We start from the raw sequence: 24,880 nt of genomic DNA, 5'->3' as shown, positions 1-24,880 counted from the left end.
GGCGTGGTCGTACGTGATCTTTCCCCCGGCCCAATATACGGGTCGTGCCGGTGATCGTTGTGACACGTGATCGCTGCCATGCCGTCCTCCTCCGGATGCCGGTTCACCCGACGAGCGGGAAGGACTGGGACAGCACCAGACCGGCCGCGCCGAGCAGGGTGGTGCGGTCGTGAGCGGGGCCGAAGGTGATCTGCGGCACCGCCGTCGACCGCGCCGGAAGGTAGCTGCGAGCCTGCCGTTCGACGTGGCCGCGCAGCGCCTCACCACCGGCGGTCACGTCGCCGTGCAGGATGAACAGGCCCGGGGCGAGGATCTGCTGCAGGTTCACCACACCGAGGGCGAGGTTGTGGGCGTACCGCTCGAACAGTCTCGTGGCGTCGGCGTTGCCCGCGGCCGACAGGTCGGCGAGCAGCGCCGTGGTCATCGCCCGCGCGGCCGGTAGGCGGAGCCGGGCGGCCTCCTCGCGCAGCCAGTCGTGCGTGGCGATGGTCTCCCAGCAGCCGCGCTGGCCGCATCGGCAGGTTCGTCCCCGGACGTCGACGACGGTGTGCCCGATCTCGCCGCCGGCCCCGGCCGGTCCGCAGTGGATGGCGCCGTTGAGGAACAGGCCCGCGCCGATCGCCTCGCCGATGTAGATGGACGCGAAGGACTGTTCGCCCCGGCCGGGGCCGGACCAGCGGTCGCCTATGGCCTGGGCCCGGGGGTGCAGATCGAGGTGGACCGGAAGGCCGACACGCTCGGAGACCAGAGGCCCGAGCGGAAGGCCGGAGAGCTCCGGCATCAGGTTGCAGGCGACGACGGTTCCGCTGGTCGACTCGACGATGCCGCCGACCGCGATGCCCACGCCGAGAGGCCGGGCCGTACTGCCCGCCAGGACCGTGTTGAGCTGGTCGACCACGCAGTCGACCACCGTGGCGGCGGGGGCGGTGGCCCGGAAGCGCTCGCCGGCGACGGCCAGGATTCTGCCGTCCGCCCTCACCAGCGCGGCCTCGACCCAGCCGGGTACCAGATGCACCGCGGCCAGGGGCGGGCTGTCCGGAGCGAACCACAGCGGACGGGCCGGTTTGCCGCCGGGGGTGGTGCCCCGTTGCGGGTCGCCCTCCACGAGCAGCCCTCCCTCAAGGAGGGGCTGCACGATCGATCCGATGGTGGCCCGGCTGACCCCCGTCAGCCGGGCCAGGTCGGCCCGGGACAGCGGCCCCAGGTCGTGAAGCGCCTGCAGTACCCGGCCCTGATTGACCCGTCCGGCCTTGACCGCGGTCATCAGGACGGTCGGCTGCCCGCGCCTGGGTGTCTCGCTAGGTGGCCACACCGCACTACCGCCCTCACTAGGTATGTACGGGATTCTGACATACCGATTGGAGTGTGGGCGACAAGTGGCCGTAACTCAAACGATCTGCCTGTGTGTTGATATATGGGTCAGCCGATACTACGGACCGAAACCTATTGACAGGGGAAGGTATGTAGTTAACCTTAACTAACCTCGCGACTCCGACCCACCCCTGGCGAGGTAGAGCTTCAAGCAGGAAACGGTGTGACATGAAAGTAAGGCGTAGGGCTCAGCTGTTCTCGCTGATGAGCGTCTGCACGGTGCTGACGGCCACGAGCTGCGCGGCGGGTGGTCCCTCCGCCTCGGGGACCACCCTTGACCAGGCGGGCTGCGACAAGATCACGAATGGGGCCGCAGCCGGCGCGTCGCTGAGGCAGCCGAGCGGGGGCGGCCAGGGACTCCACGTCCGGTCGGCGGCGCTCGAAACCCGGCCGCCCACGGCCGCGACGAGCACCAAGACCATCAGTTTCGTCGGCGGAGCCTACACCGGGACCACCGAGGCGTACTGGAAGGATCTCGCGGGCAAGTTCGAGGCGGCCAACCCGGGATACAAGGTCAACGTCCGGATCATCGACTGGAACAACATCGACCAGCAGGTCAGCACGATGATCCAGACCAAGCAGTACCCGGACGTCCTCAACCAGAACAAGTTCTCCGGATGGGCCGCGAACGGACTGCTCCAGCCGATCGATTCCCTGGTCTCCCCGGAGATCGGGAAGGACTTCATCCCGTCGTTCAAGGAGAACAGCTACTACCAGGGCAGCCAGTACGGCCTGCCCCTGATCGCCAGCACCCGCGCGCTGTTCTACAACAAGGACATCTTCGCCAAGGCGGGAATCGACAAGCCCCCGGCCACCTGGGCCGAGCTGGTGGCCGACGCCCAGAAGATCAAGGCGGCCGGGTACACCGGGTACGGCCTGCCTCTGGGCGGCGAGGAGAACCAGGGCGAGTGGTCCCTGTGGATGTGGTCCAACGGCGGCGACTGGAAGTCGAACGACCAGTGGAGCGTCAGCAGCGAGCGGAACGTCGAGAGCCTGAACTTCCTCAGCTGTCTCGCCAACGTCTACCAGGTGACGCAGCCCAACCCGGGTCAGACGAACCGGACCGACGGTGTCTTCCGGCCGTTCGCCAACGGCCAGACAGGCATGATCATGGGCGCCAGCTTCGCTCCCAGCCTGTTCAAGCAGTGGAACTCCACCGTCAACTACGGCATCGCCCCCATCCCGGTGAACCACGGCACCAAGCCGTTCACCCTGGGAGTGCAGGACTACCTGGTGTCGTTCAAGAACCCGGGCAACACCGAGGCCGTGTCGAAGTTCCTGAACTTCTTCTACCAGACCGACAACTACGTGCGCTTCCTGACAAGCCAGGGGTTCCTGCCGACCACGCAGACGGCGTCCGCCGCCCTGAAGAGCGAGCCCGATTTCGCACCGTATCTGGACCTGCTGCCGATCGCGAAGTTCTACCCGTCGACCGACCCCGGCTTCCCGAAGGCGCAGGGCACCCTTGAGGCGCAGCTCGGTACCGCGCTGACGCCGGGCGCGGACACCAAGGCAGTCCTGGACCAGGTCCAGACCGCGGCGACGCAGGGCAACGGCGGCTGAGCGGTGGCACCGAGGATGCGTCACCGCACATGGCGGTCGCTGACCTGGATCTCGCCGAGCGTCCTGCTCATCATCGCGGTGATCACGCTGCCCGCGCTGCGCATGGTGTGGACGTCTCTGCAGCTCACCGATGAGACCGGGGTGAGTCACGGGTTCGCCGGGCTGGCCAACTACAGCCGTCTGCTCGCCGAACCGGCGCTGGTCAACGTTCTGAGCAACACGGTGGTCTGGGTGCTGCTCGTGGTCGGTGTGTCCATCGTTGTCGCGCTCGGCCTGGCACAGCTGCTGAACAAGCGCTTCTTCGGGCGGCGCCTGGTGCGCTGGGCGCTGATCGTGCCGTGGGCGACCTCGCTGGTGATGACCTCGACCGTGTGGCGGTACATGCTCGAAGGCGGCAACGGGATCGTCAACCGGTTCCTGATGGACCTCGGTGTGATCAGCGCGCCGATCGGCTGGTACCAGGACCCCCGGTACGCCTTCTGGTCGGTGGTCGCGGTGGGCATCGTGGTGACCATCCCGTTCACCACCTATGTACTGCTGGCCGGGCTGCAGGCGATCGATCCGCAGGTGTACGAGGCCGGAAAGCTGGACGGCGCCGGGCCTTGGAAGACCTACCGGTACATCACCCTGCCCCTGCTTCGCCCGGCCCTGGTGATCGCCACGATCCTGGTCACCATCTACGTGTTCAACTCGTTCCCGGTGATCTGGGTCATCACCGGAAGCAACCCGGGGAACTTCTCGGACATCACCCTCACCTGGGCGTACAAGATCGCCTTCCGGCAGCAGCTGAACACCGGTGAGGGAGCCGCGCTGTCGGTGTTCAACGTCCTCATCCTCATCGTCGTGGTGCTGCTGTACCTGCGCGCGGTCAACGGCGACCGGGAACGGCGGACATGGCTGGGCCGCGCCTGGGCGGCGCTGGCCGACCGGCTGGGCGAGCGGTGGGGCGGGCGGCGTCCGGCGGTTCCCGCTCCGGTCGTGGTGTCCGGCCGGGCGCGCCGGAGGGTGTGGCCTCGGGTGCGTCCGGTGGCGCTGCCGCTGGTGGGACTGGCCGTCGCGGCGTTCTTCCTGGCCCCGTACGCGGTGATGTTCCTGGCCTCGTTCAAGGACGGCGCCGAACTCTACGCGGTGCCCGCCACCTACCTGCCCCAGCACTGGGAGTGGAGCAACTGGGCGAACGTGTGGGACGTGCTGCCCCTCACCATGTTGCTGCGCAACAGCCTGATCATCGCGGCCGCCTCGACCGCGCTGGTCATGGTGATCGCGGTGCCGGCCGCGTACTACACCGCTCGTAACCGGTTCACCGGCCGGACGGGCTTCCTGAACCTCGTACTGATCACGCAGGTCCTCGCCCCGGTCGCCCTGGTCGTCGGCATCTACCAGGAGGTCGTCTACGTCGACGGGGTCAACCAGTACTGGGCGATCGTCGTGGTCAACGCGGCGTTCAACCTCGCCTTCGTCACCTGGATCATGAACGGCCAGTTCGCCGGCGTCGACATCGCGATCGAGGAGGCGGCCATGATGGAGGGGCTCGGGCCGATGCGCCGGATGCTGCGCATCATGCTGCCGGTGGTGCGCCCCGGACTGGTGACCGCGCTGGTCTTCACCTTCATCCAGGTGTGGAACGAGTTCGTCATCTCGCTGACCGTCTTCAACGATCCGACCCACGGCCGGGTCACCCTGCCGGTCGGCATCCAGCAGCTGGTCGGCCTCAACCAGACCAACTACCAGTACCTCTTCGTCGCCTCACTGATCGCGACGGTGCCCGTCGTCGTGCTGTTCATCACCGTCGAACGGCACCTGGTGGGAGGACTGACCGCGGGGAGCGTCAAATGATCGAGTTGACCGCCGGGAACGCCGCCGTCCGGGTCGACCCCGCCGACGGAGGCCGCCTGACGTCCCTGCGCGTCGGCGACGCGGAACTGTTGGGCGCCGGTGGCGCCGGCCCGTCCGGCCTGGACCAGATCATGCACGGCAGCTTCCTGATGGCGCCGTTCGTCGGCCGGTTGGAAGGGGCCCGGTTCACGTTCGCCGGGCGGGAGTGGACGGTACCGGCGAATCTGGCCCCGCACGCCCTGCACGGCCTCGTCTTCGACCGCCCCTGGACCGTGGACGGCTCCACGACCGTCGGCGCGGCCATCGACATCGAGCTGGACGGGCGATGGCCGTTCGGCGGCGCCGTACGGCAGGAGTTCGAGCTGACACCGGACGCGCTGACGGTACGCGCCACGGTGACCAACGAACGCCGCGCCATGCCGGCGATCGTCGGATTCCACCCGTGGTTCGCCCGCAGGGTCGCCGGCGGGCCCGAGCTCACCTATGACTTCGAACCCGGCCTGCGCTACGTCTGTGACGAGGACGGCATCCCGCGGTATCTGTCCGCCTCCACCGGGCCACGGCCATGGGACGACTCCTTCACCGCCGTCGCGAGCCCCCCGGTCCTTCGCTGGCCGACCCTTGACCTGACCGTCGACAGCGCGGCCGGCCACTGGATCGTCTGTGAGACGAAAGCCGACGCCGTCTGCGTCGAACCACTGTCCGGACCGGTCAACGGCCTGAACACCGACCACTACCGGATCGTCGAACCCGGAGCACCGTTGCGATTCTCGATGACGCTGCGCTGGACCGCACGACAGCCAACCGACAGGAAGACGACATGACCGTATTGGACAAGTTCTCGTTGCAGGGCAAGGTGGCCGTGGTCACCGGAGCCAGCCGCGGCATCGGCCGGGCCCTGGCCCAGGCGCTGGGCGAGGCGGGGGCGGCGGTCGCGGTGACCGCCCGCACCGTCGAGGCGGCCGAGCGAGCGGCCGACGAGCTTCAGGCGTCCGGGATCACCGCGTTGCCCGTCGGCCTTGAGGTGACCGACCCGGCTCAGGTCGATCAGATGGTCGAGCTGGTCGGTGACCGGCTCGGTCCGATCGACGTACTGGTCAACAACGCCGGGATCAGCATCGGCCGCCCCGCGCTGGACACCCCCGACGAGCTCTGGCGCGAGGTGCTGGCCACCAACCTGGACGGGGTCTGGTACTGCAGCAAGGCGGTCGGCGCGCGGATGGCCGAACGGGGCGGCGGGAGCATCGTCAACATCGGCTCCATGTCGGCCATGATCGTCAACCGGCCCCGGTGGCAGCCCGCGTACCTGGCCTCCAAGGCGGCGGTGCACCAGCTGACCAAGGCCCTGGCCGCCGAGTGGGCACCGTACGGGATACGGGTCAACGCGCTCGCCCCCGGTTACATCCTCACCGAGGCGTCCCCCGTGGACCAGCCGGAGTACCGCGAATGGTGCGTCGAGCCCGCCGCGATGAAGCGGTACGGCCTGCCCGAGGAACTCGGCCCGGCGGTGGTCTTCCTGGCCGGCCAGGCGTCCAGCTTCATGACGGGCTCGGTGATGGTGATGGACGGCGGATTCACCCTCTTCTAGGCCGGGCCCTCACAGACCCCACCGTGAGGGAGACGCAGCGCGAACGTCGTGCGGACGCCCGGCACGCTGGCGACCGTGGCCGTGCCACCGTGCGCCTCGGCCAGGTTGCGCACGATGGCGAGTCCGAGCCCGCTGCCGCCGGTCTGGCGGTTACGGGACTTCTCCGCCCGCCAGAACCGGTCGAAGACATGGGGGAGGTGCTCGGCGCTGATCCCGATCCCCGTGTCGGTCACCTCGACGACGACCTGGTCGCCGTCCTGGCGGGCGCCCAGCGTGACGCGCCCGCCAGGTGGTGTGTAACGCAGGGAGTTGGTCACCAGGTTGCCGACGGCCTGGCGGAGCCGTACCGGATCGGCGGTCAGCGGGGGGTCGCCGGTGACGGTCGTGGTCAGGGTGAGCCCCGCGGCCTCGGCCCGGCCACGGTGAGCGGTGGCCACCTGGTCGAGAAGGTCGCCGAGGTGGACGGGTTCGACGTGCAGACGGAGCTTGCCCGCGTCGGCGAGGGCGAGTTCCTGGAGGTCGTCGACGATGTGCTGCAACAGCAGGGTCTCCTCGACCAGCGAGGCGATCAGCGCGGGGTCCAGTTCGGCGACGCCGTCCTGGGCGGCCTCCAGCCAGCCTCTGAGGTTGCTCAGCGGTGTGCGCAGCTCGTGGGAGACGTCGCTGACCATGGCCTTGCGCTGCTCCTCCATGCGCTGGAGGTGTTCCGACATCTCGTTGAACGCCGTGGCGAGCTCGCTGATCTCGCCGGTGGTCCTGACCGTGACGCGTGCGGAGCTGTCCCCGTCGCGCATCCGCTGCGCGGCGTGGGTGAGCGCGTTGACCGGCCTGACCAGGCGTCTGGCCGCCATGACGCTCACGCCCACGGTCAGCACGAGCACGAGGAGGGCGGCGCCGGCGATCGAGGGCAGCGGGATGCGCTGGCCGGCGCCCTCGGCGGGGGAGCCGATGTACAGGTACGCCGCGGGGGCGACGTAGGGATCGAGCTGTTCCCTGCGGGCGCTGACGATGCAGGAGGAGATCGTCTGATCGGGTTTGGCGGCGGACCGCGCCGGCTGTCTCTCCTGGGAGACCCAGGTGAGGTCAAGGCCGACCGAGCCCCTCTCCTTGGTCTTGCCCTTGAGACACCTGCCGACCAGGAGGTTGAGCTGTTTCAGCGCGGCCTTCTCGCCGCGCGTCGGCGTGCTGAGGGCGGTGGCGTCGCAGGGAACCATCACGGTCGGGGCCTCGGTCGGCGCGGGCCTCGGTGCCGGGGTCGGCTCCTGACCGCCCCCCTGGTCGAGCGTGGTGACGACGGGCCTGCCGGAGTTCGAGACGTCCACCCGTACGGCCTGCCCGGTACGGCCCGCACAGACGGCGTAGGCGTCGGCGGTCTTCCTCAGCCGGGCGCGATCACGGGCCGACAGCAGGAAGGGCCCCACCGCGCGTGGATCGATACGGTCCTTGGCCGCCTCCGGTACCAGGGTCACGTCCACGGCCAGCGGGTCGACGACGGCCGAGACCCTGGCGGGCAGCGGGGTCCCGGCGGCCGCCGAGTCCGCGATGAGGGCGCCGTTCTCGGTGACCAGCGCGATACGGCGGTTGTTCTGGGCGGCGAGATCGCGCAAGGTGGTGGCGACGCCCGACCAGTCCGAATGACGGGAGGCGTAACCGAGCAGGCTGTTGTTGATCCGGGCGTCGCTGGCCAGCGTCTGGCCCTGCTCCTGCCGGATGGCGCCTGAGGTGCTGTTGGCGGCCAGCCACGCGGTCGCCGTGATCGAGCAGACCGCGACGACGGCCGAACTCGTGAGCAACCTGGCGAACAACGACCTCATGCGCGGGTCAGTTTGTAGCCGACTCCGTACACGGTCAGCAGCCGGACCGGGCGGCGCGGGTCAGGCTCGATCTTCTTGCGCAGGTTCATCACGTGCACGTCGACCGTGCGTTCGGTGATGAACCTGTCGAAGCCGTGGATGCGCTCCAGCAGCTGCTTCCTGGTGAACACCCGCTCCGGCTCGGCGGCCAGCGTCTCGATGATCCGGAACTCGACGGGTGTGCAGTCCACCGGCGTGTCCGCCGAGGTGACGACGTGCCTGACCGGGTCCACGAGGAGGTCACCAGCCTGGAACACCGGCCGATCGGCGCCGTGGGACCTCCCGGTACGGCGCAGCAGGGTCCGCACGCGGGCCATCAGCTCACGCGGGCTGTACGGCTTGGCGACGTAGTCGTCGGCGCCGAGGTCGAGCCCCAGCAGCAGGTCGTCCTCGGTCGACCTGGCGGTCAGCATCAGGATCGGCAGGTCGGACTCGGCACGCAGCACCCGGCAGACGTCCAGCCCGTCGACCTTCGGCATCATCACGTCGAGCACCACGAGGCCGGGATCCGTCCGGCGTGCCTCGTCGATCGCGGAACGCCCGTCGTGCACGACGAGGACCTCGTGGCCCTCCTGCTCCAGATACCGGCTGAGCAGTTCGGCCTGCTTGGGGTCATCCTCGGCGACCAGCACGTACGCGCACATGGGCTGAGGTTATGTCCCTGTCGGGGGTGCATATGGGATTCGCATGACAACCAAACAGGTTTCACACATTCTGTCGCCAAGCTGCGGCAGGTGAGAACCAACCTGCTTCGTACGGCCGCCGCGGCGGCGCTCGCCTTCCTGCTGACCGGCTGCGCGGGCGACACGAGCAGCGCCGTACGGCCGGAAACGGTGGGCGGCGTGAACCGTGCCACACGGTCCGAGCCGATGGGCGACGTGAGCCGTGCCACACGGCCCGGACCGGCGGGCGGCGTCGGTTCGAAGATCGCGAGCGTCAAAGGATCCCGGATCACGGTCTACGGAGCCAAGGAGGGGGCGCGGAAGAGGACGATCACGAGCCCCAACGACTACGGCGCGACGCGTGTCTTCCTGGTGGAACGTGACGAGGGCGAGTGGCTCCAGGTACTGCTGCCGATCCGGCCGAACGGCAGCAAGGGCTGGATCAAGGCCGCCGACGTGACGCTCGCGGAGACCGCCCACCGGGTGGAGATCGATCGCGGGGCGTTCAGGTTCACGGTCTACGACGGGGACAGGGTCGTCAGGACGGGCAGGGTCGCGACGGGCGAAGCGGGCACACCGACGCCTCCGGGCCGGTACTTCTTCACCGAGCTGGTGAAGCCCGTCGACCAGGACGGGGCCTACGGCGCCTACGCCTTCGGGCTGAGCGGTTTCTCACCGGTGCTGAGGAGCTTCGCGGGCGGCCCGGGCCAGCTGGCGATCCACGGGACGAACAAGCCTTCCGCCATCGGTACACGGGCCAGCCACGGCTGCGTCCGGGTCGGCAACGCCGACATCACCTGGATGGCGAAGAACCTGGCGATCGGTACTCCGGTCGTCGTAAGGGGCTGAGGCCCGACTCGAAATGAACAGGGGAAACCTATGAAGATCAAAGCCACGCTCGTCGGCATCGGCGCGGTGCTGGCCCTGACCGCGGGTCTCGGGGGCCTCGCGGGCGCGGCCGCGGCCGATCAGAAGCCGTCCGTCACGTCCGCCCCGGCACCGGCCAAGGAGCGGCCCACGTCCGCCCCGGCACCGGCAGAGGACCAGCCCACGCCCGCCCCGGCGCCCGCCGACGAACGGCCCACGGCCAGGAAGGCCGGTCCGAAGGAGCCCGTCGTCGTCAGGCCGTCCTACACCGGCTGATCGAAGCGCGGCGCCGCGGCCACCGGGTCCGCGGCGCCGCGCCCCGGCGTCCGCGGGTCTCGCCGCTGCCCCGCGTCGCCGCCGTGGCCCTCCCCGGCAGGCCCGGCGCGGGCCTTCGCCGTTCGGCCCGCGCCCCGTCGGCATGCAACTTTTCTCCTCGAAGGCGCGTCTCACCCTTATGGGATTGTTGTTTCGCGGCACCGCTGCAGTCGTCGCCCTCTTCGTCGCCGCAGAGCCGGCCGCCGCCCACGCCGCGGCGCCGGCCGGACAGTGGAGTGTCGTCCACAACGACCGCCGCGCCTCCTACGACGCGGTGACGGTGACGCCGGGCGGGGCGGTCTGGGTCGCCGGGACGAGGAACTCCGAGCCGCTCCTGCTGAAGGGCGGCCGGTCCGCCTTCAAACGTGTCACCGGGCCGGGCTTCCGGGTGAAGCGGCTGACGTCGGCGTCCGACACCAGGGTCTGGGCGTTCGGCGCGTCGCGATACGCCCGGTGGGACGGCAGGCGCTGGCAGGTCAGGCCATGGAGCCACGGCCGGGTGGACCAGGCGTACTCCATCGGTGAGAACCTGTGGGTCGTCGAGAACGCCAACGCGTTCCCGCGGGCCGGCGCCGCCGGGTGGAAGGCGCGGTCCACACTGCGGCGCCTGACCGGGTCGGTGTGGCGTAAGGTCCCCACGCCGATCGTGGTCAAGGGACTCGACGGCGCGTGGGCGGCGGGCTCGGCGCGGGGCACGGCGGCTCTGGCCCACTGGACCGGTAAGGCCTGGCGCGCGGTCGGGCTTCCGGCGCTCCCGTCCGCGCACCCGGGCCAGATCTCGGAGCTGACGGATGTCGCGATGGACGGCGAGACCGGCCGGGTGATGGCCGTCGGCTGGGCCGCCTGGCCGTGCGGCGGCGCGAGGTTCTGCGGTGAGACCCTGCTGCTGTCCGGCTATCCGGGCAGCTGGAACTTCGAGGTTCGTGGCGAACCGGGTGTCCAGCCGCGCGCCCAGGCGGAGCCCGACGGCAGAGGCGGGGCCTGGGTCGTCTACGACGCCAAGGGCGGAGGCAGCGCGTTCCTGCACATCGGCGTCGACGGCGTCGAGCCGGGGGTCTTCCCGGCGCCGCCGAACCGGAAGGCGTCCGTCCGCGACCTCGCGCTCCAGCTGGAGAGCGGCGGTTCCGTCTGGGCGGTCGGCGCGGCACCTTCCGGCCGCGACGGTCTGGTCTGGACCTACCGCCGCTGAGTCCTTCACCTCCTCGGCCGACGGGCCGGGGTCCGGGCGGCCCGGAGGAGCCTCCGGGCCGCCGATCACCTCGCCGACTCCGCCGCGAGCAGGGCCGCCCCGAGCTGTACGGCGACCAGCGCGCGGATCGGGATCGGGGTGGCCGTCGCGTCGGCTTCGGCCTCGGTGAACCAGGCGTCGAAGAGCGCCTTCACGCGGGCGTGCTCGGCCCGGATGGCAGGGGTCACGTTTCCCGCGGCGATCTCGGCGTTCAGCAGGCGCAGGAACGTTCCGCCGTACCTCAGCCGCATGCTGTGCGCGATCTGCCGGTTGCCGACCGCCTCGGCCACCGTGGCGGGCCGGTCCGCGCCGGGGAAGGAGTCCCACTCGGCGAGGAAGTCGTCGTAGGTGTCGAGGAAGTCCTGCAGGGCGCGGCGGAACGGCGAGGGCACCGTCAGGTCCGCCCTGACCGCCGACATGGACCGCGCCAGCTCGGTGATCAGGGCGCGCTGCGCGGTGAGACCGGCCTGGATCGTCTCGCCGTACCTCTGGCCGGTCGGGGTCTCGTCGGCGACGCGGGGGTCGGCCCAGTAGGGCAGTTCGGTCACCAGGTGCAGGGCGCCGAAGCGTTCGGCGTAGTCGACGCTTCCGCCGCCGATGCCGTAGACCGGCCCCAGCTCGGCGCCTCTGGGGGTCCGGTAGGCGGCGGGGCCGATCGGGACGGCGCTCGGCACCTCGGGCGGCCCCATGTGCAGGGGCAGGCCCTGGGCGGTCGCGATGGCGGTCAGGCGGGCGGCGAGCGCGGGGTCGTCCTTGCTGAGGTAGTAGAAAGCGCCCTGGAGCTCACCGTTGTGCAGGGAGTAGACGAAGGTGGGCCTGACCTCGTCCATCAGCCGCATCAGCGCCTCGGTCTCGGGCAGCGTGCGGTCGAAGAAGTAGTCCTCGCCGGTCAGCGGGAAGGTCCACTCGACCTGGTCGGCCTCGGCGGGACGGTAGAAGTGCTCGGCGTAGGCGCGGCGGTCGCTCGGCCGTGCGTACCAGCCCTCGTTGAGCCGGGCCCCGTCGGGATCGACGCACGGGATGAGGTGCCAGCGGTAGCCGAGGCCCTCACGCAGTGAGGCGTCCTCGACGAGCTGGCGCAGCAGGTTGCTGACGGTGAGCGAGCCGATGGGCTCGTTGGGGTGGGGGCCGCCGATGATCACGGCGTCGCGGGGACCGGAGCCGACGGTCGCCACGCGCAGCGGTTCGCCCAGGCGGGAGGTGCCGATGCGGCGCAGCCGTACCAGGTCGGGGTGGGCGGCGGCGAGTTCGTCGAGTTCGGCGTGCATCTGGTCCACGGTCGGGAACGCGGTGTGGTCGGGCACCCGGCTCATGTACAGGTCGACGTTCATCTTCGGCCTCCTGATAATCTGGATTATTCTAGTAAACCAGATTATTGTTTGGTGGACAGCAGACGAGGAGAGGTCGACGCCATGCGGCTGACCAGGGCGGAGAGCAAGGCGGCCAACAGGCGCGCGCTGATCGACGCGGCGCGCGAGGTCGTCGGGAAGGAGGGCTCACAGGCGAAGCTGGAGCACATCGCCGAGCTGGCCGGCCTGACGACGGGGGCGGTCTACTCGCTGTTCGGCGGCAAGAACGACCTGATGGTCGCCATGGTCGAGGACTACACCGGCCCGCTCGACCTGCGGCCGATCGAGGACTGCGGCCCGGGGCTGTCACTGGAGGAGGTCGTTGCGGAGGTCGCCCGCCGGTTCCAGCGGATGTCGGCCGATCCGGACGCCGTGGGAAGGCTGCTGTTCGAGACGCGCGTGCTCGACCTCGTGCTCAACGACCCGGAACTGCTGGGCAAACTCAACGCCTCGATCAGGTCGACCGAGGTCGGCCTCGCCGCGCTGTTCACCGGTCGCGAGCACGACGGGGCACCTGTCACGGAAGAGCAGGCCGTGCGCCTGGCCCGTGCGCTCAAGGGCCTGCTGTCCGGGCTCGGGCAGAGCGTCGTGCTCGGTGTCCACGAAGGCTCCGAGGAGTTCTTCGTCGACGTCGCGCACGCCCTGATCACGCCGAAGGTGCTCGGCCCCGCCTAGCCAGGTCGCGGGTCGGGGAACGCGCGGCCGTACACCACCCCCCACCCGAAAGGCACGACCATGTCCCGATCCGGCTTTGGCATCATCGGTGCGCCGGTGTTGTTCATCGGCGTCTTCCAGTTGCTGGAGATGATGCTGTCGCCGGCGCTCCCGCTCATCCAGCGGGAGCTGGCCGCCTCACCCACCGAGATCGCGTGGATCTTCACGGGCGGGCTGATCAGCTCGGCGATCAGCACCCCGATCGTCGGCCGTCTGGCCGACACCTACGACAAGCGCGCCCTGCTGCTCACCCTGATGGCGGTCACCAGTGCCGGAGCCCTCGTCTCCGCGCTGGCGCCCAACGCGCTCGTGCTGATCTTCGGCCAGGCGGTGCAGGGCGTCTGGCTCGGCGTGCTGCCGCTGACCGTCGGCCTGTTCCGCGACACCCTCGCACCCGAGCAGGGCGCCACCGGCAACGGCCTGGTCATCGGCGTCGGGGCCCTGGCCAGCGCGCTCGGCCTCGTCCTCGCCGGGCCGCTCACCTCGGCGCTGGGCTACCGGTGGCTGTTCCTGCTGACCCTGGCCGGTGCGCTGGTGGCGGCGCTGTGGGCCTGGCGCACGGTACCCGCCACGCCCCGCACGACCTCCGGGCGCGTCGACTGGGCCGGCGGGTTGCTGCTCGGGGGCGGGCTCGCCCTCCTCATGCTGGGCCTCACCACCTCCGCGAGCTGGGGCTGGGCGGCCCCCGCCACCATCGCCCTGCTCGCGGCCGCGGTGCTGACGCTGGGTCTGTGGGCGGTCGTCGAGCTCCGCTCCGGCGACCCGCTCGTGGATCTGAGGCTGCTGGCCGGACGCTCCCCGGCCGGGGTGACCGCGATGGGGTTCGTGTTCGGCTTCTCCTCCTTCGGGCTGGCGGTCGCGCTGCCGATGATGTTGTCGCTGCCCGTGGAGACCGGCTACGGCCTGGGCGCCGACACCCTGCGGATCGGTCTCTACATGTTCCCGCTGGGCGTCGCGGGCACCCTGGTCGCGCCGCTGGTCGGGCCGATGACCAGGGTGCTCGGGCGGCGCGCCGTGCTGGTGCTCGGAAGCGGGCTCGTCCCGGCGGGCACCGCCATGCTCGCCTTCTGGCACTCCTCCCCGTGGCAGATCGTGGCCGGGGTGACGGTCGTGGGACTGGGCGTCTCCATCGGTCTCACCTCCGCGCTCAACGTCGTGGCCGCCGACGTGCCCGCCGACCGGGCGGCCGGGGTCAGCGGCGTGGTCTTCGTCGCCAAGAGCGTCGGCGGCACCTTCGGGGCGCAGCTCGGCGGCATGGTGCTGGCGTCCGGCGCCGTCGCGGGGGTCCCCGCGGAGAGCGGCTTCCTCAAGACCTATCTGCTCTCCGCGCTGCTCGGCCTGCTCGCCGTCGGCGCGGCCCTGATGATCCCCGCCGCCGCGCGGCACACCCGGGACGGCCGTCCGGATCCGGGCCCGGCGGCGAAGGCCGCCGCCCCCCGGGGATGAGCGCCTCGCGACGGCCGTCCGCTGGCTTACGAAGACGGCGCCCGGGACTCGGATGGGTGAGTCCCGGGCGCCGTCTCGCGTGAAAGGTCAGCCCTGGTGCGGGTAACGGTGGTCGGTCGGGGGGACGAAGGTCTCCTTGATCGTGCGGGCGTTCACCCAGCGGATCAGGTTGAAGATCGACCCGGCCTTGTCGTTGGTGCCCGAGGCGCGGGCGCCGCCGAAGGGCTGCTGGCCGACGACCGCCCCGGTCGGCTTGTCGTTGACGTAGAAGTTGCCCGCCGCGAAGCGCAGGCGCTCGGAGGCCGAGGCGATCGCGTAGCGGTCCTGGGCGATGACCGAGCCGGTCAGCGCGTACGGCGAGACGCTCTCCATCTGGTCGAGGACCGTGTCGAAGTCGGCGTCGTCGTAGACGTGCACGCCGAGGATCGGCCCGAAGTACTCCTTGACGAAGATCTCGTCGGTCGGGTCGCCGGAGACCAGGACGGTCGGCTTGACGAAGTAGCCGGTCGAGTCGTCGTAGGAGCCGGTCAGCACCTCGATCGAGTCGAGTTCGCGGGCCCGGTCGATCGCGGCCTTGTGCTTGGCGAAGGCCCGCTCGTCGATGACCGCGCCCATGAAGGTGGACAGGTCGGCGGCCACGTCGCCGATGGTCAGCGACTCGGCCCTGCCGACGAGGTCGTCACGGATCGCCGCCCAGACGGACCGGGGGACGTAGGCGCGCGAGGCCGCCGAGCACTTCTGCCCCTGATACTCGAAGGCGCCCCTGACCAGCGCGGTGGTCAGCACCGCCGGGTCGGCGGAGGGGTGCGCGAGCACGAAGTCCTTGCCGCCGGTCTCGCCGACCAGCCGGGGGTAGGACCGGTAGGAGGCGATGTTGGTGCCGACCGTCGCCCACAGGTGCTGGAAGGTCGCGGTCGAGCCGGTGAAGTGGATGCCCGCCAGCTGCGGGTGGGTGGTCGCGACCTCGGAGACGGCGGAGCCGTTGCCGGTCACCATGTTGATGACGCCGGGCGGCAGGCCCGCCTCCTCGAGCAGGCGCATGGTGAAGTGCGCGGCGAACTGCTGGGTGGGGGAGGGCTTCCAGACGACGACGTTGCCCATCAGGGCGGCCGACGTCGGCAGGTTCCCGGCGATGGCGGTGAAGTTGAACGGCGTGACGGCCAGGACGAAGCCCTCAAGCGGGCGGTACTCCATCCGGTTCCACACCCCGGGCGAGGAGGCGGGCTGGTCGCTGTAGAGCTGACGCGCGTAGGCCACGTTGAAGCGCAGGAAGTCGATCAGCTCGCACGCCGAGTCGATCTCGGCCTGCTGGACCGACTTCGACTGGCCGAGGATCGTGGCGCCGTTGAGCGTCTTGCGGTACGGCCCGGCCAGCAGGTCGGCCGCCTTGAGGAAGATCGCGGCCCGCTCGTCGAACGACAGGGCCCGCCAGGCGGGCGCGGCGGCCAGCGCGGCGTCGATCGCGGCCCGCACGTCGCCGGCGGTCGCCTCAGCCGTACGGCCGAGCACCGAGGCGTGGTTGTGCGGCTGGACCACGTCGAGGAGGGCGCCACCGCCCATCCGCTGCTCGCCGCCGATCGTCATGGTCAGGTCGAGCTGGGCCCCGGTCAGCTCCTTGAGGCGGTTCTCCAGTGCGGAGCGTTCTGGGCTTCCCGGGGCGTAGCCCAGGACGGGCTCGTTGACCGGTGCCGGGACGTTGGAGATGGCATCCATCACTTGCCTCCAAGGGCGCGAAGAAAGAAGGCGATGTTGGCCGGGCGTTCGGCGAGGCGGCGCATGAAGTAGCCGTACCAGTCGTCGCCGTAGGGAACGTAGACGCGCATGGTGTGACCGGCGCCGGCCAGGGCCTGCTGCTTGTCGGTGCGGATGCCGTAGAGCATCTGGTACTCGTAGCCGCCCCGTGAGCGGCCGAAGCGGTCGGCGAGCGTCTCGGTGATCGAGATCAGCCGGTCGTCGTGCGTGGCCACCATGGGGTATCCCTGCCCGGCCATCAGGATCCGAAGACAGCGGACGTAGGCCTTGTCGACCTCGCCCTTGTCCTGGTGGGCCACCGAAGCGGGTTCGGCGTAGGCGCCCTTGACCAGGCGGACCCGCGACCCCTCGTGGGACAGGTCGCGGCAGTCGTCCTCGGTGCGGAACAGGTAGGCCTGCAGGGCGACCCCCGTGGACGGGAAGTCCCCGCGTACCGCCCGCAGGATGGAGAGGGTGGAGTCGACCGTGGTGTGGTCCTCCATGTCGAAGGTCACGTTCGACCCCACGCCCGCCGCGGCCTCACAGATGCGGCGGGCGTTCTCCAGGGCGATCTTGTCGCCGTCGGCGCCGAGTGCCTGGCCGACGGCGGAGAGTTTCACGGAGACCTCGGCGCGGGAGCCGAGGCCGAGTTCACGCAGCGCGTCGAGCAGCACGACATAGGCGCCGGCGGTCGCGGCCGCGGCGTCGGCGTCCCGGGTCTCCTCGCCCAGATGGTCGATGGTGACGGCGAGATCGGCGTCGGTCAGCCGCCGGATGGCCTTGACGGCCTGCTGGACGTCCTCACCCGCCACGAAGCGGTCGACGACCTTGCGTGTCAGCGGAACGCCGGAGACCGCGCGCCGTACCAGCGGCATCCGCGACCCGGCGAGAAGAAGGGAACCGAGCATGCTTCTAGACTAAAACGGATGTTTCGTCAACCCCATGTGCATCTGCCACGACCGGTGTGATCGTATTTCATACAGATGTACAACAATGGGGGAGTGCTACAGGAGACAGTCGACGACATCGCCGACCGGGTCGGGGCCTCGGCCACCATTGAGGACCGCTCGTTGCAGCTTCTCGCCTACGCCGCGCAGAGCGGTGACATCGACACGGTCCGTCAGGAGTCGATCCTGCGCCGCCGCGCGACGCCGGAGGTACGGGCCTATTTCGAGGGGTACGGCATCGCGGGTGCGAAGGGGCCGGTGCGCATCCCCGCCGACGCCGAGCTCGGCGTGCTGGCCAGGGTCTGCGTGCCGCTGCGCTACCACGGCGTGACCTACGGCTACCTGTGGCTGCTCGACGACGGCACCCTCGACGACGGCACGCTCGCCTCGATCTCCGGCCTCGTGGCCCAGGCCGCCGCCACGCTCGCCCAGGACGCCCGCCGCCGTCAGCACCTGGGCAGGAGCCTGCGGGAGCTGTTCTCCTCCGACGCCGAGGAGCGCGCGCAGGCGCTGGCACGGCTCGACGTGACGGGCCCGGTGACGGCGGTCGCGGTCAGGACCTCGCCCGACAGGGTGGCCGCCCTCTGGACGCTGCCGAGGACCGTGCTCGCCGACCCGGGGCCGCTCACCTCGGGGGAGCCCGCCGCCGCCCTGCTCGTCCCCTCGGGGCAGGCGATCGAGCTGGCGTCGAGGGTCCAGGGCATGTACGGCACGGCCGCCGGGGTGGGCGGTTCGCGGGAGGACCCGGCCCAGGCCTGGCGGAGCTGGCAGGAGGCCGTACGGGCGCTCAGGGTCGCGGGGCGGGTGCCCGAGTTCGCCCCGGTCGCGGCCTGGTCCGGGCTGGGCGTCTACCGGATGCTCACCCGCCTGTCCCGGGCCGACCTGGGGGAGCTGGCGGAGGAGGTCACCGAGCTGCTCGGCGATCCGGACGCGGCCAGGACCGTCGAGGGGTACCTCGATCGGGCCGGTCACGTCCAGGAGTCCGCCGCCGCGCTCGGCGTGCACCGCCAGACGCTCTACTACCGCCTCGGCAAGGCCGAGCGGCTCATGGGCCGTGACCTGGCCGACGGGCAGGAACGGCTGCTGGTCCACCTCGCCCTCAAGGCCGCCCACCTGCTCTGACCCCGGGCCCCGCTCCCAGGAGGGCGCCGGACCGGGACCTGGACGGTCACCCCGGTACCGGGCCGGGCCCCGCTCACAGGAGGGCGTCGAGGGAGCCCGAGCGCAGGTGGCCGTGGAGCAGGCGCAGCAGTGAGCTCCACCGCTCCCGGTCCTCCTCGCCGAGCGGTGCCAGCAGGGCCTCGCGCACCCGCAGTTCCTCCCGGCGGGCGCGTTCGAACACCTCCCGCCCCTCGGGCGTCACGGTGAGCAGGTAGCGGCGGCGGTCGGAGGGGTCGCGTTCCCGCCCGGCCCATCCGGCCGCCACGAGCCGCTCGGCCATGTCCACCATGTCGCTGGGATCGACGCCCAGAAGGGTGCCCGCGGCCCGCTGCACGATGGGGCCGTGGTCGGTCAGGACCGCGAGCACGGCCACGTCCCAGCGGTTCAGGCCCAGTTCGGCGAACCGTTCCGTCAGGCGTCTGCGCACGGCCAGGGCGAGGTTGGACAGGACGAAGACGTCCTGCTCCAGGAGGCTCTGGGAGAAGGGTGGAACTGTCATGCCCATACCGTAGGATAGTTCCAATCATTGGTGGTTACCAACGAATGAGGCACGGCCATGGACGCACTCCATCCGCGACTGCTCGTGGATGACTTCCCCCGAACCTTCCGCTTCTACCGGGGCCTTCTTGAGGAGGTCGCCGGGGCGGCCCCGGCCAGGGGCGCCGAGGAGGGTCCCTACGCCAGCTGGGACCTGGACGGGCAGACCCTCCTTTCCCTGTACGACCGCGCGGCGATGGCGGCCGACGTCGGCGCCCCCGCCCCCGCGCCGCGCTCACCGGGCCAGGACGTGACGGTCCTGGTGCTGCGCGTGCCCGCAGGCGAGGGCGTCCTGGAGGCCGCCGCCGAGACCTGTGAGCGCCACGGCGGCACCCTCGTGGCGGCCGCGCGCGCCCGTCCCGGCTGGGGGCCGACACTGCGCGCCGCCCACCTGCGAGACCCCGGGGGCAACCTGGTCGAGCTCCAGTCGTACTGACCGGAGAGGGTCACCCGAGTCCGCGCAGGAGGCGGGTGCGGGCGGGGGTGTCACCGGGGCCGCCCCGCTCGGCCAGCCGCTCCGCGACGTGGCGGCGGTGCGGCTCGTCCACGTTGCCGCCGTACTTGAACTTGCCGCTGATCTCCCTGATCCTCAGCCGCAGGCCGAGGATGCCCCTGAGGCGCCGCCCGTGCACGGACGGGTCCACGAGCGCGCCGTCCGCCTCGAGGCGGGCGAGCTGGGCCCTGAGGATCTCCGTCTTCTCCTCCGCGCCGGAGACGATCTCCGCGTCGCAGACGAGCTGGACGGCGGCGTAGTAGGTGGTGGGGATGCCCATGCGGGGATCCTCCCCGTCCTCGGGCAGGACCTTCCACGCTCCGGGGACGTAGACCCAGTCGCCGGCGACGGAGAGCACCACGGCGGGGTTCTCCTCGACGGCGGCCCAGATCGGGTTGGGCCTGGCCAGATGGAGCAGGACCGTGCGTTCGCCGGTGAGCAGGAACTGGGTCGGCACGACCACCGGGACCTCACGCCCCCGCCCGGCGGCGATCAGATGGCCGAACTCGTTGGCCCTGACGAACTCCAGCGCCTCGTCCTCGGTCGCCGCGTCCCATGGATGAATCAACATGCGGATAAACGTATGCCTATCCAATGGGCGGGGCAAGAAGGGCCGGGACCCTCCCCCTCCGGAGGTCCCGGCCCGTGTCGTGCGGCGGTCTCAGCGCTGGACGGCCATCGCGTTCTCGTAGACCTGGACCAGCTCCTGGCCGATCCGCTCCCAGGAGTAACGCGAACGCGCCCGGTCCGCCCCCGCGAAGCCGATCGCGGTGCGGCGGGTCGAGTCGGCGAGCAGCTCACGGGTGAGGCGGGCGACCTGCGCGGGCCGGTCGGCGGGCACCAGCAACCCGGTCACCCCGTCCACGACCGAGTCCAGGTGGGCGCCGACCGCGGAGGCGACGACCGGGACGCCGCAGGCCATGGCCTCGATCGCCACGACCCCGGACGGTGCCTCCCGGGGCAGCGAGACGACCACGTCGGCGCTGCGCATCAGCTTGGGGATCGAGGAGTGCGGCACCTGGCCCAGCAGGGTGACACGGTCCTCGACGCCGACCTCCTTGGCCAGCAGCATCACCCGGTGCGCGTCGGCGTCGTGCTCCAGATCGCCGGCGGCGGACCCGCCCGCGACGACCAGCTCGGCGTCGGGGATCCCCGCCAGCGCGCGCACCGCGGTGTGCACGCCCTTGTACGGGCTCAGCGGCCCGACGTGCAGCAGCCGGGGCCGGGTGCCCCTGGCCGCCGCCGGGCCCTGGCGCCGGAAGCGCTCGACGTCGACGCCGCAGGGGATCACCGCGATGTTGCGGCGCGGCACGCCCATGCGGATCAGCGTTGACTCCTCGTCGCCGCATCCGGCGATCACCGCGCTCGCCCGGCGGCCGATCGCCCGCCGCAGCTTGACCTTCCTGGCGTCCTGGCCGTCCTCGCCGCCGAAGGTCTGGGTGAACGGCACGCCGAGGCCGCTGGCCCCGGCGATGGCTGCCAGCCCGCCGGTCCAGGAGTGCGCGTGGATGACGTCGGGACGGTCCTGGCCCCAGCGCCGCATGAGCTGCTCGCCCAGGTCGGACAGGTAGGGCAGCAGGCCGTCCTCGGGGAGGTCCTGCGCGGGACCCGCGGGGAGGTACTCCAGCGTGACGCCGGGGGAGAGGCGGACCTTCGGCCTGTCGGCGTCGGAGTGCCTGCGGGTGTAGATCGTGACCTTGTGCTCGCGGCCGAGCTCACGGGCGACGGCCATCAGGTAGGCCCGCTGCGAGGCGAGGTCGTCCTTGCCCTGGGGGGCGGAGGGAGTGTCCGAGGAGACGAATGCGATGTTCACGGCACACCTCTGGGAGGAGATAGGCATGGAAAAGCCTGGAATCCTTCAGGGGTGCCTGCTTCTTAGGCACTCATCTGCGACGCCCATCACCATACCCAACTCCCAGACTCGGGCAAACCTCTGAATTGCCCTGAATTCCATGGGGTTGTCATACGACGCGCAGCGCGAGGATCACGATCTCGTCCCACACCCGGCCGCCGGAGAAGGCGTGCCGGTCCTCCTCGACCGCCTTGACCACGGTCGCGGGCGCCTGACCCGCGCAGCGCGCCAGCACGTCCGCCAGACGGGTCTCGCCGTAGGCCTCCCCCTGGTCGTTCTGCGAGGCGACCAGCCCGTCGGAGTAGAACACCAGGGTCTGGCCCGAGGTCAGCGTGATCTCCTCGGTGAGGATCTCCGCCTCGGGGGCGATGCCGAGCGGCACGCCGCCCCCCGCGGTGAAACGCACCCCGCCGTCCGCCTGGAGCAACGCCGCCGGGTGGTGCCCGGCCCCGGCCAGCATGATCCTGCGGGCCCTGACGAACCCCGCGACGGCCATCACGAACATCCCGCTGTTCTGCGCGACCAGCGCGTGGTTCAGCCTGCGCATGGCCTCGACGGGATCGGACTCCCACACGCTCAGCACCCGCAGCCCGTTGCGCACCATGGCGGTGACGGAGGCGGCCTCCTCACCCTTGCCCGCGGCTCCCCCGAGCGCGAAGCCCCACCCGTCCCGCACCGGGAAGACGTCGTAGAACTCGGCGCCGACCGGGCTCGACCCCGCGTGGTAGATCGCCGCCGCCTCGACTCCCGGGATGTCCGGCAGGCTCCTGGGCACCACGCTGGTGCGCAGCGCGTCGGCCGCCTGGGAACGGGTCTGGAAACTGCGCCTGGCGCGCAGCGCGAGCCCCAGGTGAGCGCCGATCTCCTCCATCAGCCCCAGGTCGGCCAGGGAGAACGGCTCGCGGTCGCGCAGCCGTACCAGGGTGAGGGCGCCCAGCGCGCCCGCCTCGCCCTGGATCGGCACGACCAGCAGCGAGGCCGCGCCCATGACCCGCAGCAGCGGCGGTCCGCCGGGGACCTCGCCGAGCAGGGACTCGTCCTCAAGCATCTCGTGGACCACGCCCGAGCCCCCCGTCAGCACGTGGGCCACGGCGGGCGCGGTCAGCGGCGTCAGCCCCTCGACGAGACGGACCAGCTCGGTCACCGGCTTGTCGCTCGGCCCCAGCACGACCGCGCGCCTGGGCACCCCGTCACGGACCACGTCGGCGATCACCCAGTCGGCGGTCTCCGCGGCCAGCAGCCGTGCCGCCCTGGTGACGGTCACCGGCTGGCGCAGGCTCTCCTCGTCGAGCAGCAGGCGGGTCATCCTGGCCAGCAGCTCCTGGCGGCGCGCGGCGGCCATGACCAGGGACGCGTCCGAACGGTCGACCGGCCCCGGGGGATCGCCCGCGATGTGCGCCTCCAGCGGCAGGATCACGACCGCGGTCATCTCCTGCGGCTCACCGGGCATGGTCAGCCGGATGACCGCCAGCTGCACCGTGTGCGCGCGGCCCTGGTGGGTCAGCCGGGTCTGGAACGTCGCGCTCTGCCCTCCCTGCTGCACGGCCGTCAGGTGCGAGCGGAAGGCCGCCCGCCGCGAGACGTCGACCAGCAGCGGGAAGGGCCGGCCGATCAGGTAGCCCGCCGGGCTGCCCAGCATCCGTGAGGTCTCCGCGCTGATCCGCCTGACCACCCCCGAGGCGTCGAGCACCACGACCGGCACCGGAAAGGCGCGGAAGACCTGCCGCAGCAGTTTGAGCTCCCGCTGCGAGCCGCTCTCCCGGTCGCCGGAGCGCCTGGGGGCCTTACGCAGCTCGCGCAGGGCCGACTCCAGCAGCTCACGGGCGGTGTCGAGCTCCGCCAGGGCCGCGTCGAGTGTGGACCGGGGGTCGGCGGGGTAGGCGGACCTAGCTTCGCGCAGGGAGGAAACCCTGGAGGCGAGCGCGCTCAGCGCCTGCTCCAGCGTGTTGAGGCCAATGGCGTCGGTCAATGCTCGTCCTCGTCGGCGGCCGGGGACCGGGCGGCCCCGTCGTAGACGGTACGTCACCCGGCGGGGTCGGATCGATGCGCGGTCGGATAGTGATTAAGTTAGCGAAACAGATAGGGGGACCCGCACCATGGACATGGTCACTCCCATTCTCGCCCGTGACCTCGCCGCCCTCGGCAGGGTCAGCGAGGAGACGTCGAGTGAGAGCGTGCTGCGCGGGCTGACCACCACGCTCGCGGGCGGGGTCCCCGGATGCGCGGGCGGCTCAGCCGAGCTGTGGCGGGGGGAACGCGTGGTCGTCTCCGCCTCGCACAGCGAGCTCATCCTGCTGGTCGACAGCGAGGCCGACCTGGGGGAGGGGCCCTCCGCGGAGGTCCGCGAGACCGGCCGCCCGGTGATCGTCCAGGACGTGCTGCGCGACTCCCGCTGGCCCGCCTACGCCGGGATGGCGGTCCGCTGCGGCGTCCGCACCGTGCTGTCCATGCCGATCACCGTCGAGCGCTCCGTCCTGGTCCTCGGCCTGTACGGCGTGCTCCCCGGGGTGTTCGCGGCCAGGAACGTCCCCCCGCTGGCGGACATGCTCGCCGAGCAGGTGACCGTGGCTCTGGCCAACATGTGGGACTACGACGAGGTCAGGACCGACGCGGCGCAGATGCAGGAGGCGCTGGCGGGCCGGGCGGTCATCGACCAGGCCAAGGGCATCATCATGAAGTCCAGCGGCTGCTCGGCCGAGGCCGCCTTCGACGAGCTGCGCAGGATCTCCCAGCACCACCAGGTGAAGGTGGCCGACCTGGCCAGGCTGCTGGTCGAGGAGCACCAGCGCAACCAGCACTCCCCGTGAGGCCGTAGGGCCCGCGAAGGCGGGAAACCTCAGCCGAACGCGGCCAGCGCGTCTTCGACCGTGTCGTAGAGCGGCAGCCGCTGGGCCAGCCCGGTGATCCACATCACCTTGGTCTTGGCGTACTCGACGCCGATGAGCGCGAACCTGACCTCGGCGTTCGTGCTGAGCTGCCAGTGATGGACGATCAGGCCGAGGGCGCGGGAGTCCATGAAGGTCACCCCACTCAGATCCAGCGCCATCTCGGGGCCGTGCTCGCTCACCTCGGCGGCCAGGTAGTCGGCGAACTGGTCCCTGGTCGTCGCGTCGAGCAGGCCGGTCACCCGGATCACGTTGATTCCGCCGACAAGCGCCGACGTCAGGGTCAGCGCCACCGCTCTCTCACCGTTCTCCGACACCGTCACTCAGGTCCTCCTAGCCCGTTCGTTTAGCAACCTTACTGTTACCTGCGGGCGAGCAATACTCCCGGAATCGGGGTAATACTAGAACCGAGGTCCAGCAGAGGGCCTCGCCTTGAGAAACGTCGAGGCGATGCCGTCTGCCCGGACGCTGTTCCGCGTGTG

Annotated in this window: 23 protein-coding genes; 12 read left to right on the top strand and 11 right to left on the bottom strand. The window is 70.9% G+C overall.

What is annotated here, in order from left to right; all coding sequences use genetic code 11:
- Nucleotides 1–103: 103 nt before the first annotated feature.
- On the bottom strand, nucleotides 104–1,264 hold the full coding sequence (locus ACFYY8_RS22945) for an ROK family protein (RefSeq protein ID WP_390043994.1): 1,161 nt from the start codon (nucleotides 1,262–1,264) through the stop codon (nucleotides 104–106).
- 275 nt (nucleotides 1,265–1,539) lie between these two features.
- On the opposite strand from ACFYY8_RS22945, the gene ACFYY8_RS22940 reads away from it, so the two are divergent.
- From ACFYY8_RS22940 to ACFYY8_RS22925, 4 genes are read left to right on the top strand one after another with little or no spacing between them, the layout of a single operon-like run.
- Nucleotides 1,540–2,934 (top strand): extracellular solute-binding protein, encoded by a 1,395-nt coding sequence (locus tag ACFYY8_RS22940; RefSeq protein ID WP_390043993.1) that lies wholly within the window; start codon nucleotides 1,540–1,542, stop codon nucleotides 2,932–2,934.
- Between the two features lie 15 nt (nucleotides 2,935–2,949).
- The gene (locus tag ACFYY8_RS22935; protein ID WP_390043992.1) at nucleotides 2,950–4,770 is read left to right on the top strand and encodes an ABC transporter permease subunit; all 1,821 of its coding nucleotides are present in this window, start codon (nucleotides 2,950–2,952) and stop codon (nucleotides 4,768–4,770) included.
- Nucleotides 4,767–5,594 (top strand): aldose 1-epimerase, encoded by an 828-nt coding sequence (locus ACFYY8_RS22930; RefSeq protein WP_390043991.1) that lies wholly within the window; start codon nucleotides 4,767–4,769, stop codon nucleotides 5,592–5,594. The genes ACFYY8_RS22935 and ACFYY8_RS22930 overlap by 4 nt, the downstream gene beginning before the upstream one ends.
- Nucleotides 5,591–6,358 carry an SDR family NAD(P)-dependent oxidoreductase gene (locus ACFYY8_RS22925; protein ID WP_390043989.1) on the top strand — a complete coding sequence of 256 codons (768 nt, stop codon included), beginning with the start codon at nucleotides 5,591–5,593 and terminating at the stop codon, nucleotides 6,356–6,358. Before ACFYY8_RS22930 ends, ACFYY8_RS22925 begins: the two co-directional genes overlap by 4 nt.
- Here ACFYY8_RS22925 and ACFYY8_RS22920 read toward each other — a convergent pair.
- Entirely contained in the window at nucleotides 6,355–8,172 is a 1,818-nt protein-coding gene (locus ACFYY8_RS22920) for a sensor histidine kinase (protein WP_390043987.1), read from the bottom strand. The two genes, ACFYY8_RS22925 and ACFYY8_RS22920, sit on opposite strands and share 4 nt — an antisense overlap.
- Complete coding sequence (locus ACFYY8_RS22915; protein WP_390043985.1) at nucleotides 8,169–8,855, bottom strand: response regulator transcription factor; 687 nt, start codon at nucleotides 8,853–8,855, stop codon at nucleotides 8,169–8,171. Before ACFYY8_RS22915 ends, ACFYY8_RS22920 begins: the two co-directional genes overlap by 4 nt.
- A 90-nt stretch (nucleotides 8,856–8,945) precedes the next feature.
- On the opposite strand from ACFYY8_RS22915, the gene ACFYY8_RS22910 reads away from it, so the two are divergent.
- The 3 genes from ACFYY8_RS22910 (at nucleotide 8,946) to ACFYY8_RS22900 (ending at nucleotide 11,244) form a co-directional block, all read left to right on the top strand.
- Nucleotides 8,946–9,722 (top strand): L,D-transpeptidase, encoded by a 777-nt coding sequence (locus ACFYY8_RS22910; RefSeq protein WP_390043983.1) that lies wholly within the window; start codon nucleotides 8,946–8,948, stop codon nucleotides 9,720–9,722.
- A gap of 30 nt (nucleotides 9,723–9,752) precedes the next feature.
- Complete coding sequence (locus tag ACFYY8_RS22905) at nucleotides 9,753–10,016, top strand: hypothetical protein (RefSeq protein ID WP_390043981.1); 264 nt, start codon at nucleotides 9,753–9,755, stop codon at nucleotides 10,014–10,016.
- A 178-nt stretch (nucleotides 10,017–10,194) separates the two neighbouring features.
- On the top strand, nucleotides 10,195–11,244 hold the full coding sequence (locus ACFYY8_RS22900) for a hypothetical protein (protein WP_390043979.1): 1,050 nt from the start codon (nucleotides 10,195–10,197) through the stop codon (nucleotides 11,242–11,244).
- A gap of 65 nt (nucleotides 11,245–11,309) precedes the next feature.
- On the opposite strand, the gene ACFYY8_RS22895 is transcribed toward ACFYY8_RS22900, so the two are convergent.
- Nucleotides 11,310–12,614, bottom strand: coding sequence for a M14 family zinc carboxypeptidase (locus tag ACFYY8_RS22895; protein WP_390043977.1), 1,305 nt, complete (start codon nucleotides 12,612–12,614; stop codon nucleotides 11,310–11,312).
- Nucleotides 12,615–12,665: 51 nt separating this feature from the next.
- Between ACFYY8_RS22895 and ACFYY8_RS22890 the strand changes: the two genes are divergently transcribed.
- Together ACFYY8_RS22890 and ACFYY8_RS22885 are read left to right on the top strand one after the other, a co-directional pair.
- Complete coding sequence (locus ACFYY8_RS22890; protein ID WP_390043974.1) at nucleotides 12,666–13,307, top strand: TetR/AcrR family transcriptional regulator; 642 nt, start codon at nucleotides 12,666–12,668, stop codon at nucleotides 13,305–13,307.
- A gap of 96 nt (nucleotides 13,308–13,403) precedes the next feature.
- Entirely contained in the window at nucleotides 13,404–14,792 is a 1,389-nt protein-coding gene (locus ACFYY8_RS22885; protein WP_390043971.1) for an MFS transporter, read from the top strand.
- An 87-nt stretch (nucleotides 14,793–14,879) separates the two neighbouring features.
- Here the strand turns inward: ACFYY8_RS22885 and pruA are convergent, their stop codons facing one another.
- Together pruA and ACFYY8_RS22875 are read right to left on the bottom strand one after the other, a co-directional pair.
- Nucleotides 14,880–16,505: an L-glutamate gamma-semialdehyde dehydrogenase gene (gene pruA / locus ACFYY8_RS22880; protein ID WP_390043969.1), complete on the bottom strand. Its 1,626-nt coding sequence runs from the start codon at nucleotides 16,503–16,505 to the stop codon at nucleotides 14,880–14,882.
- Nucleotides 16,505–17,431: a proline dehydrogenase family protein gene (locus tag ACFYY8_RS22875; RefSeq protein WP_390043967.1), complete on the bottom strand. Its 927-nt coding sequence runs from the start codon at nucleotides 17,429–17,431 to the stop codon at nucleotides 16,505–16,507. Before ACFYY8_RS22875 ends, pruA begins: the two co-directional genes overlap by 1 nt.
- A 93-nt stretch (nucleotides 17,432–17,524) precedes the next feature.
- Between ACFYY8_RS22875 and ACFYY8_RS22870 the strand changes: the two genes are divergently transcribed.
- Entirely contained in the window at nucleotides 17,525–18,592 is a 1,068-nt protein-coding gene (locus tag ACFYY8_RS22870) for a PucR family transcriptional regulator (RefSeq protein WP_390043965.1), read from the top strand.
- Nucleotides 18,593–18,665: 73 nt separating this feature from the next.
- Here the strand turns inward: ACFYY8_RS22870 and ACFYY8_RS22865 are convergent, their stop codons facing one another.
- The gene (locus ACFYY8_RS22865) at nucleotides 18,666–19,130 is read right to left on the bottom strand and encodes a MarR family winged helix-turn-helix transcriptional regulator (protein WP_390043963.1); all 465 of its coding nucleotides are present in this window, start codon (nucleotides 19,128–19,130) and stop codon (nucleotides 18,666–18,668) included.
- 57 nt (nucleotides 19,131–19,187) lie between these two features.
- On the opposite strand from ACFYY8_RS22865, the gene ACFYY8_RS22860 reads away from it, so the two are divergent.
- Nucleotides 19,188–19,604: a VOC family protein gene (locus tag ACFYY8_RS22860; protein ID WP_390043961.1), complete on the top strand. Its 417-nt coding sequence runs from the start codon at nucleotides 19,188–19,190 to the stop codon at nucleotides 19,602–19,604.
- Nucleotides 19,605–19,614: 10 nt separating this feature from the next.
- Here the strand turns inward: ACFYY8_RS22860 and ACFYY8_RS22855 are convergent, their stop codons facing one another.
- From ACFYY8_RS22855 to ACFYY8_RS22845, 3 genes are all read right to left on the bottom strand, one after another.
- Entirely contained in the window at nucleotides 19,615–20,232 is a 618-nt protein-coding gene (locus ACFYY8_RS22855) for an FMN-binding negative transcriptional regulator (RefSeq protein ID WP_390043959.1), read from the bottom strand.
- 90 nt (nucleotides 20,233–20,322) lie between these two features.
- Nucleotides 20,323–21,474 carry a glycosyltransferase gene (locus ACFYY8_RS22850; protein ID WP_390043958.1) on the bottom strand — a complete coding sequence of 384 codons (1,152 nt, stop codon included), beginning with the start codon at nucleotides 21,472–21,474 and terminating at the stop codon, nucleotides 20,323–20,325.
- A gap of 148 nt (nucleotides 21,475–21,622) precedes the next feature.
- Nucleotides 21,623–23,482, bottom strand: coding sequence for a SpoIIE family protein phosphatase (locus ACFYY8_RS22845; RefSeq protein ID WP_390043956.1), 1,860 nt, complete (start codon nucleotides 23,480–23,482; stop codon nucleotides 21,623–21,625).
- Nucleotides 23,483–23,615: 133 nt separating this feature from the next.
- On the opposite strand from ACFYY8_RS22845, the gene ACFYY8_RS22840 reads away from it, so the two are divergent.
- The gene (locus tag ACFYY8_RS22840; protein WP_390043954.1) at nucleotides 23,616–24,320 is read left to right on the top strand and encodes an ANTAR domain-containing response regulator; all 705 of its coding nucleotides are present in this window, start codon (nucleotides 23,616–23,618) and stop codon (nucleotides 24,318–24,320) included.
- Nucleotides 24,321–24,349: 29 nt separating this feature from the next.
- Here ACFYY8_RS22840 and ACFYY8_RS22835 read toward each other — a convergent pair whose 3' ends face one another.
- Nucleotides 24,350–24,721: an STAS domain-containing protein gene (locus ACFYY8_RS22835; RefSeq protein WP_390043952.1), complete on the bottom strand. Its 372-nt coding sequence runs from the start codon at nucleotides 24,719–24,721 to the stop codon at nucleotides 24,350–24,352.
- Nucleotides 24,722–24,880: the final 159 nt, after the last annotated feature.

Source organism: Streptosporangium sp. NPDC001559, assembly GCF_042893955.1.
GTDB lineage: Bacteria > Actinomycetota > Actinomycetes > Streptosporangiales > Streptosporangiaceae > Streptosporangium.
This window is presented reverse-complemented; position numbering and strand designations above follow the sequence as displayed.

Excerpts from the sequence above, each read along its gene's own strand:
- ACFYY8_RS22865 (WP_390043963.1), bottom strand. The coding sequence starts at position 19,130 with ATGACAGTTCCACCCTTCTCCCAGAGCCTCCTGGAGCAGGACGTCTTC.
- ACFYY8_RS22860 (WP_390043961.1), top strand. The coding sequence starts at position 19,188 with ATGGACGCACTCCATCCGCGACTGCTCGTGGATGACTTCCCCCGAACC.
- ACFYY8_RS22905 (WP_390043981.1), top strand. The coding sequence starts at position 9,753 with ATGAAGATCAAAGCCACGCTCGTCGGCATCGGCGCGGTGCTGGCCCTG.
- ACFYY8_RS22930 (WP_390043991.1), top strand. The coding sequence starts at position 4,767 with ATGATCGAGTTGACCGCCGGGAACGCCGCCGTCCGGGTCGACCCCGCC.
- ACFYY8_RS22875 (WP_390043967.1), bottom strand. The coding sequence starts at position 17,431 with ATGCTCGGTTCCCTTCTTCTCGCCGGGTCGCGGATGCCGCTGGTACGG.
- ACFYY8_RS22900 (WP_390043979.1), top strand. The coding sequence starts at position 10,195 with ATGGGATTGTTGTTTCGCGGCACCGCTGCAGTCGTCGCCCTCTTCGTC.
- ACFYY8_RS22940 (WP_390043993.1), top strand. The coding sequence starts at position 1,540 with ATGAAAGTAAGGCGTAGGGCTCAGCTGTTCTCGCTGATGAGCGTCTGC.
- ACFYY8_RS22935 (WP_390043992.1), top strand. The coding sequence starts at position 2,950 with ATGCGTCACCGCACATGGCGGTCGCTGACCTGGATCTCGCCGAGCGTC.
- ACFYY8_RS22840 (WP_390043954.1), top strand. The coding sequence starts at position 23,616 with ATGGTCACTCCCATTCTCGCCCGTGACCTCGCCGCCCTCGGCAGGGTC.
- ACFYY8_RS22855 (WP_390043959.1), bottom strand. The coding sequence starts at position 20,232 with ATGTTGATTCATCCATGGGACGCGGCGACCGAGGACGAGGCGCTGGAG.
- ACFYY8_RS22925 (WP_390043989.1), top strand. The coding sequence starts at position 5,591 with ATGACCGTATTGGACAAGTTCTCGTTGCAGGGCAAGGTGGCCGTGGTC.
- ACFYY8_RS22920 (WP_390043987.1), bottom strand. The coding sequence starts at position 8,172 with ATGAGGTCGTTGTTCGCCAGGTTGCTCACGAGTTCGGCCGTCGTCGCG.
- ACFYY8_RS22945 (WP_390043994.1), bottom strand. The coding sequence starts at position 1,264 with ATGACCGCGGTCAAGGCCGGACGGGTCAATCAGGGCCGGGTACTGCAG.
- pruA (WP_390043969.1), bottom strand. The coding sequence starts at position 16,505 with ATGGATGCCATCTCCAACGTCCCGGCACCGGTCAACGAGCCCGTCCTG.
- ACFYY8_RS22895 (WP_390043977.1), bottom strand. The coding sequence starts at position 12,614 with ATGAACGTCGACCTGTACATGAGCCGGGTGCCCGACCACACCGCGTTC.
- ACFYY8_RS22915 (WP_390043985.1), bottom strand. The coding sequence starts at position 8,855 with ATGTGCGCGTACGTGCTGGTCGCCGAGGATGACCCCAAGCAGGCCGAA.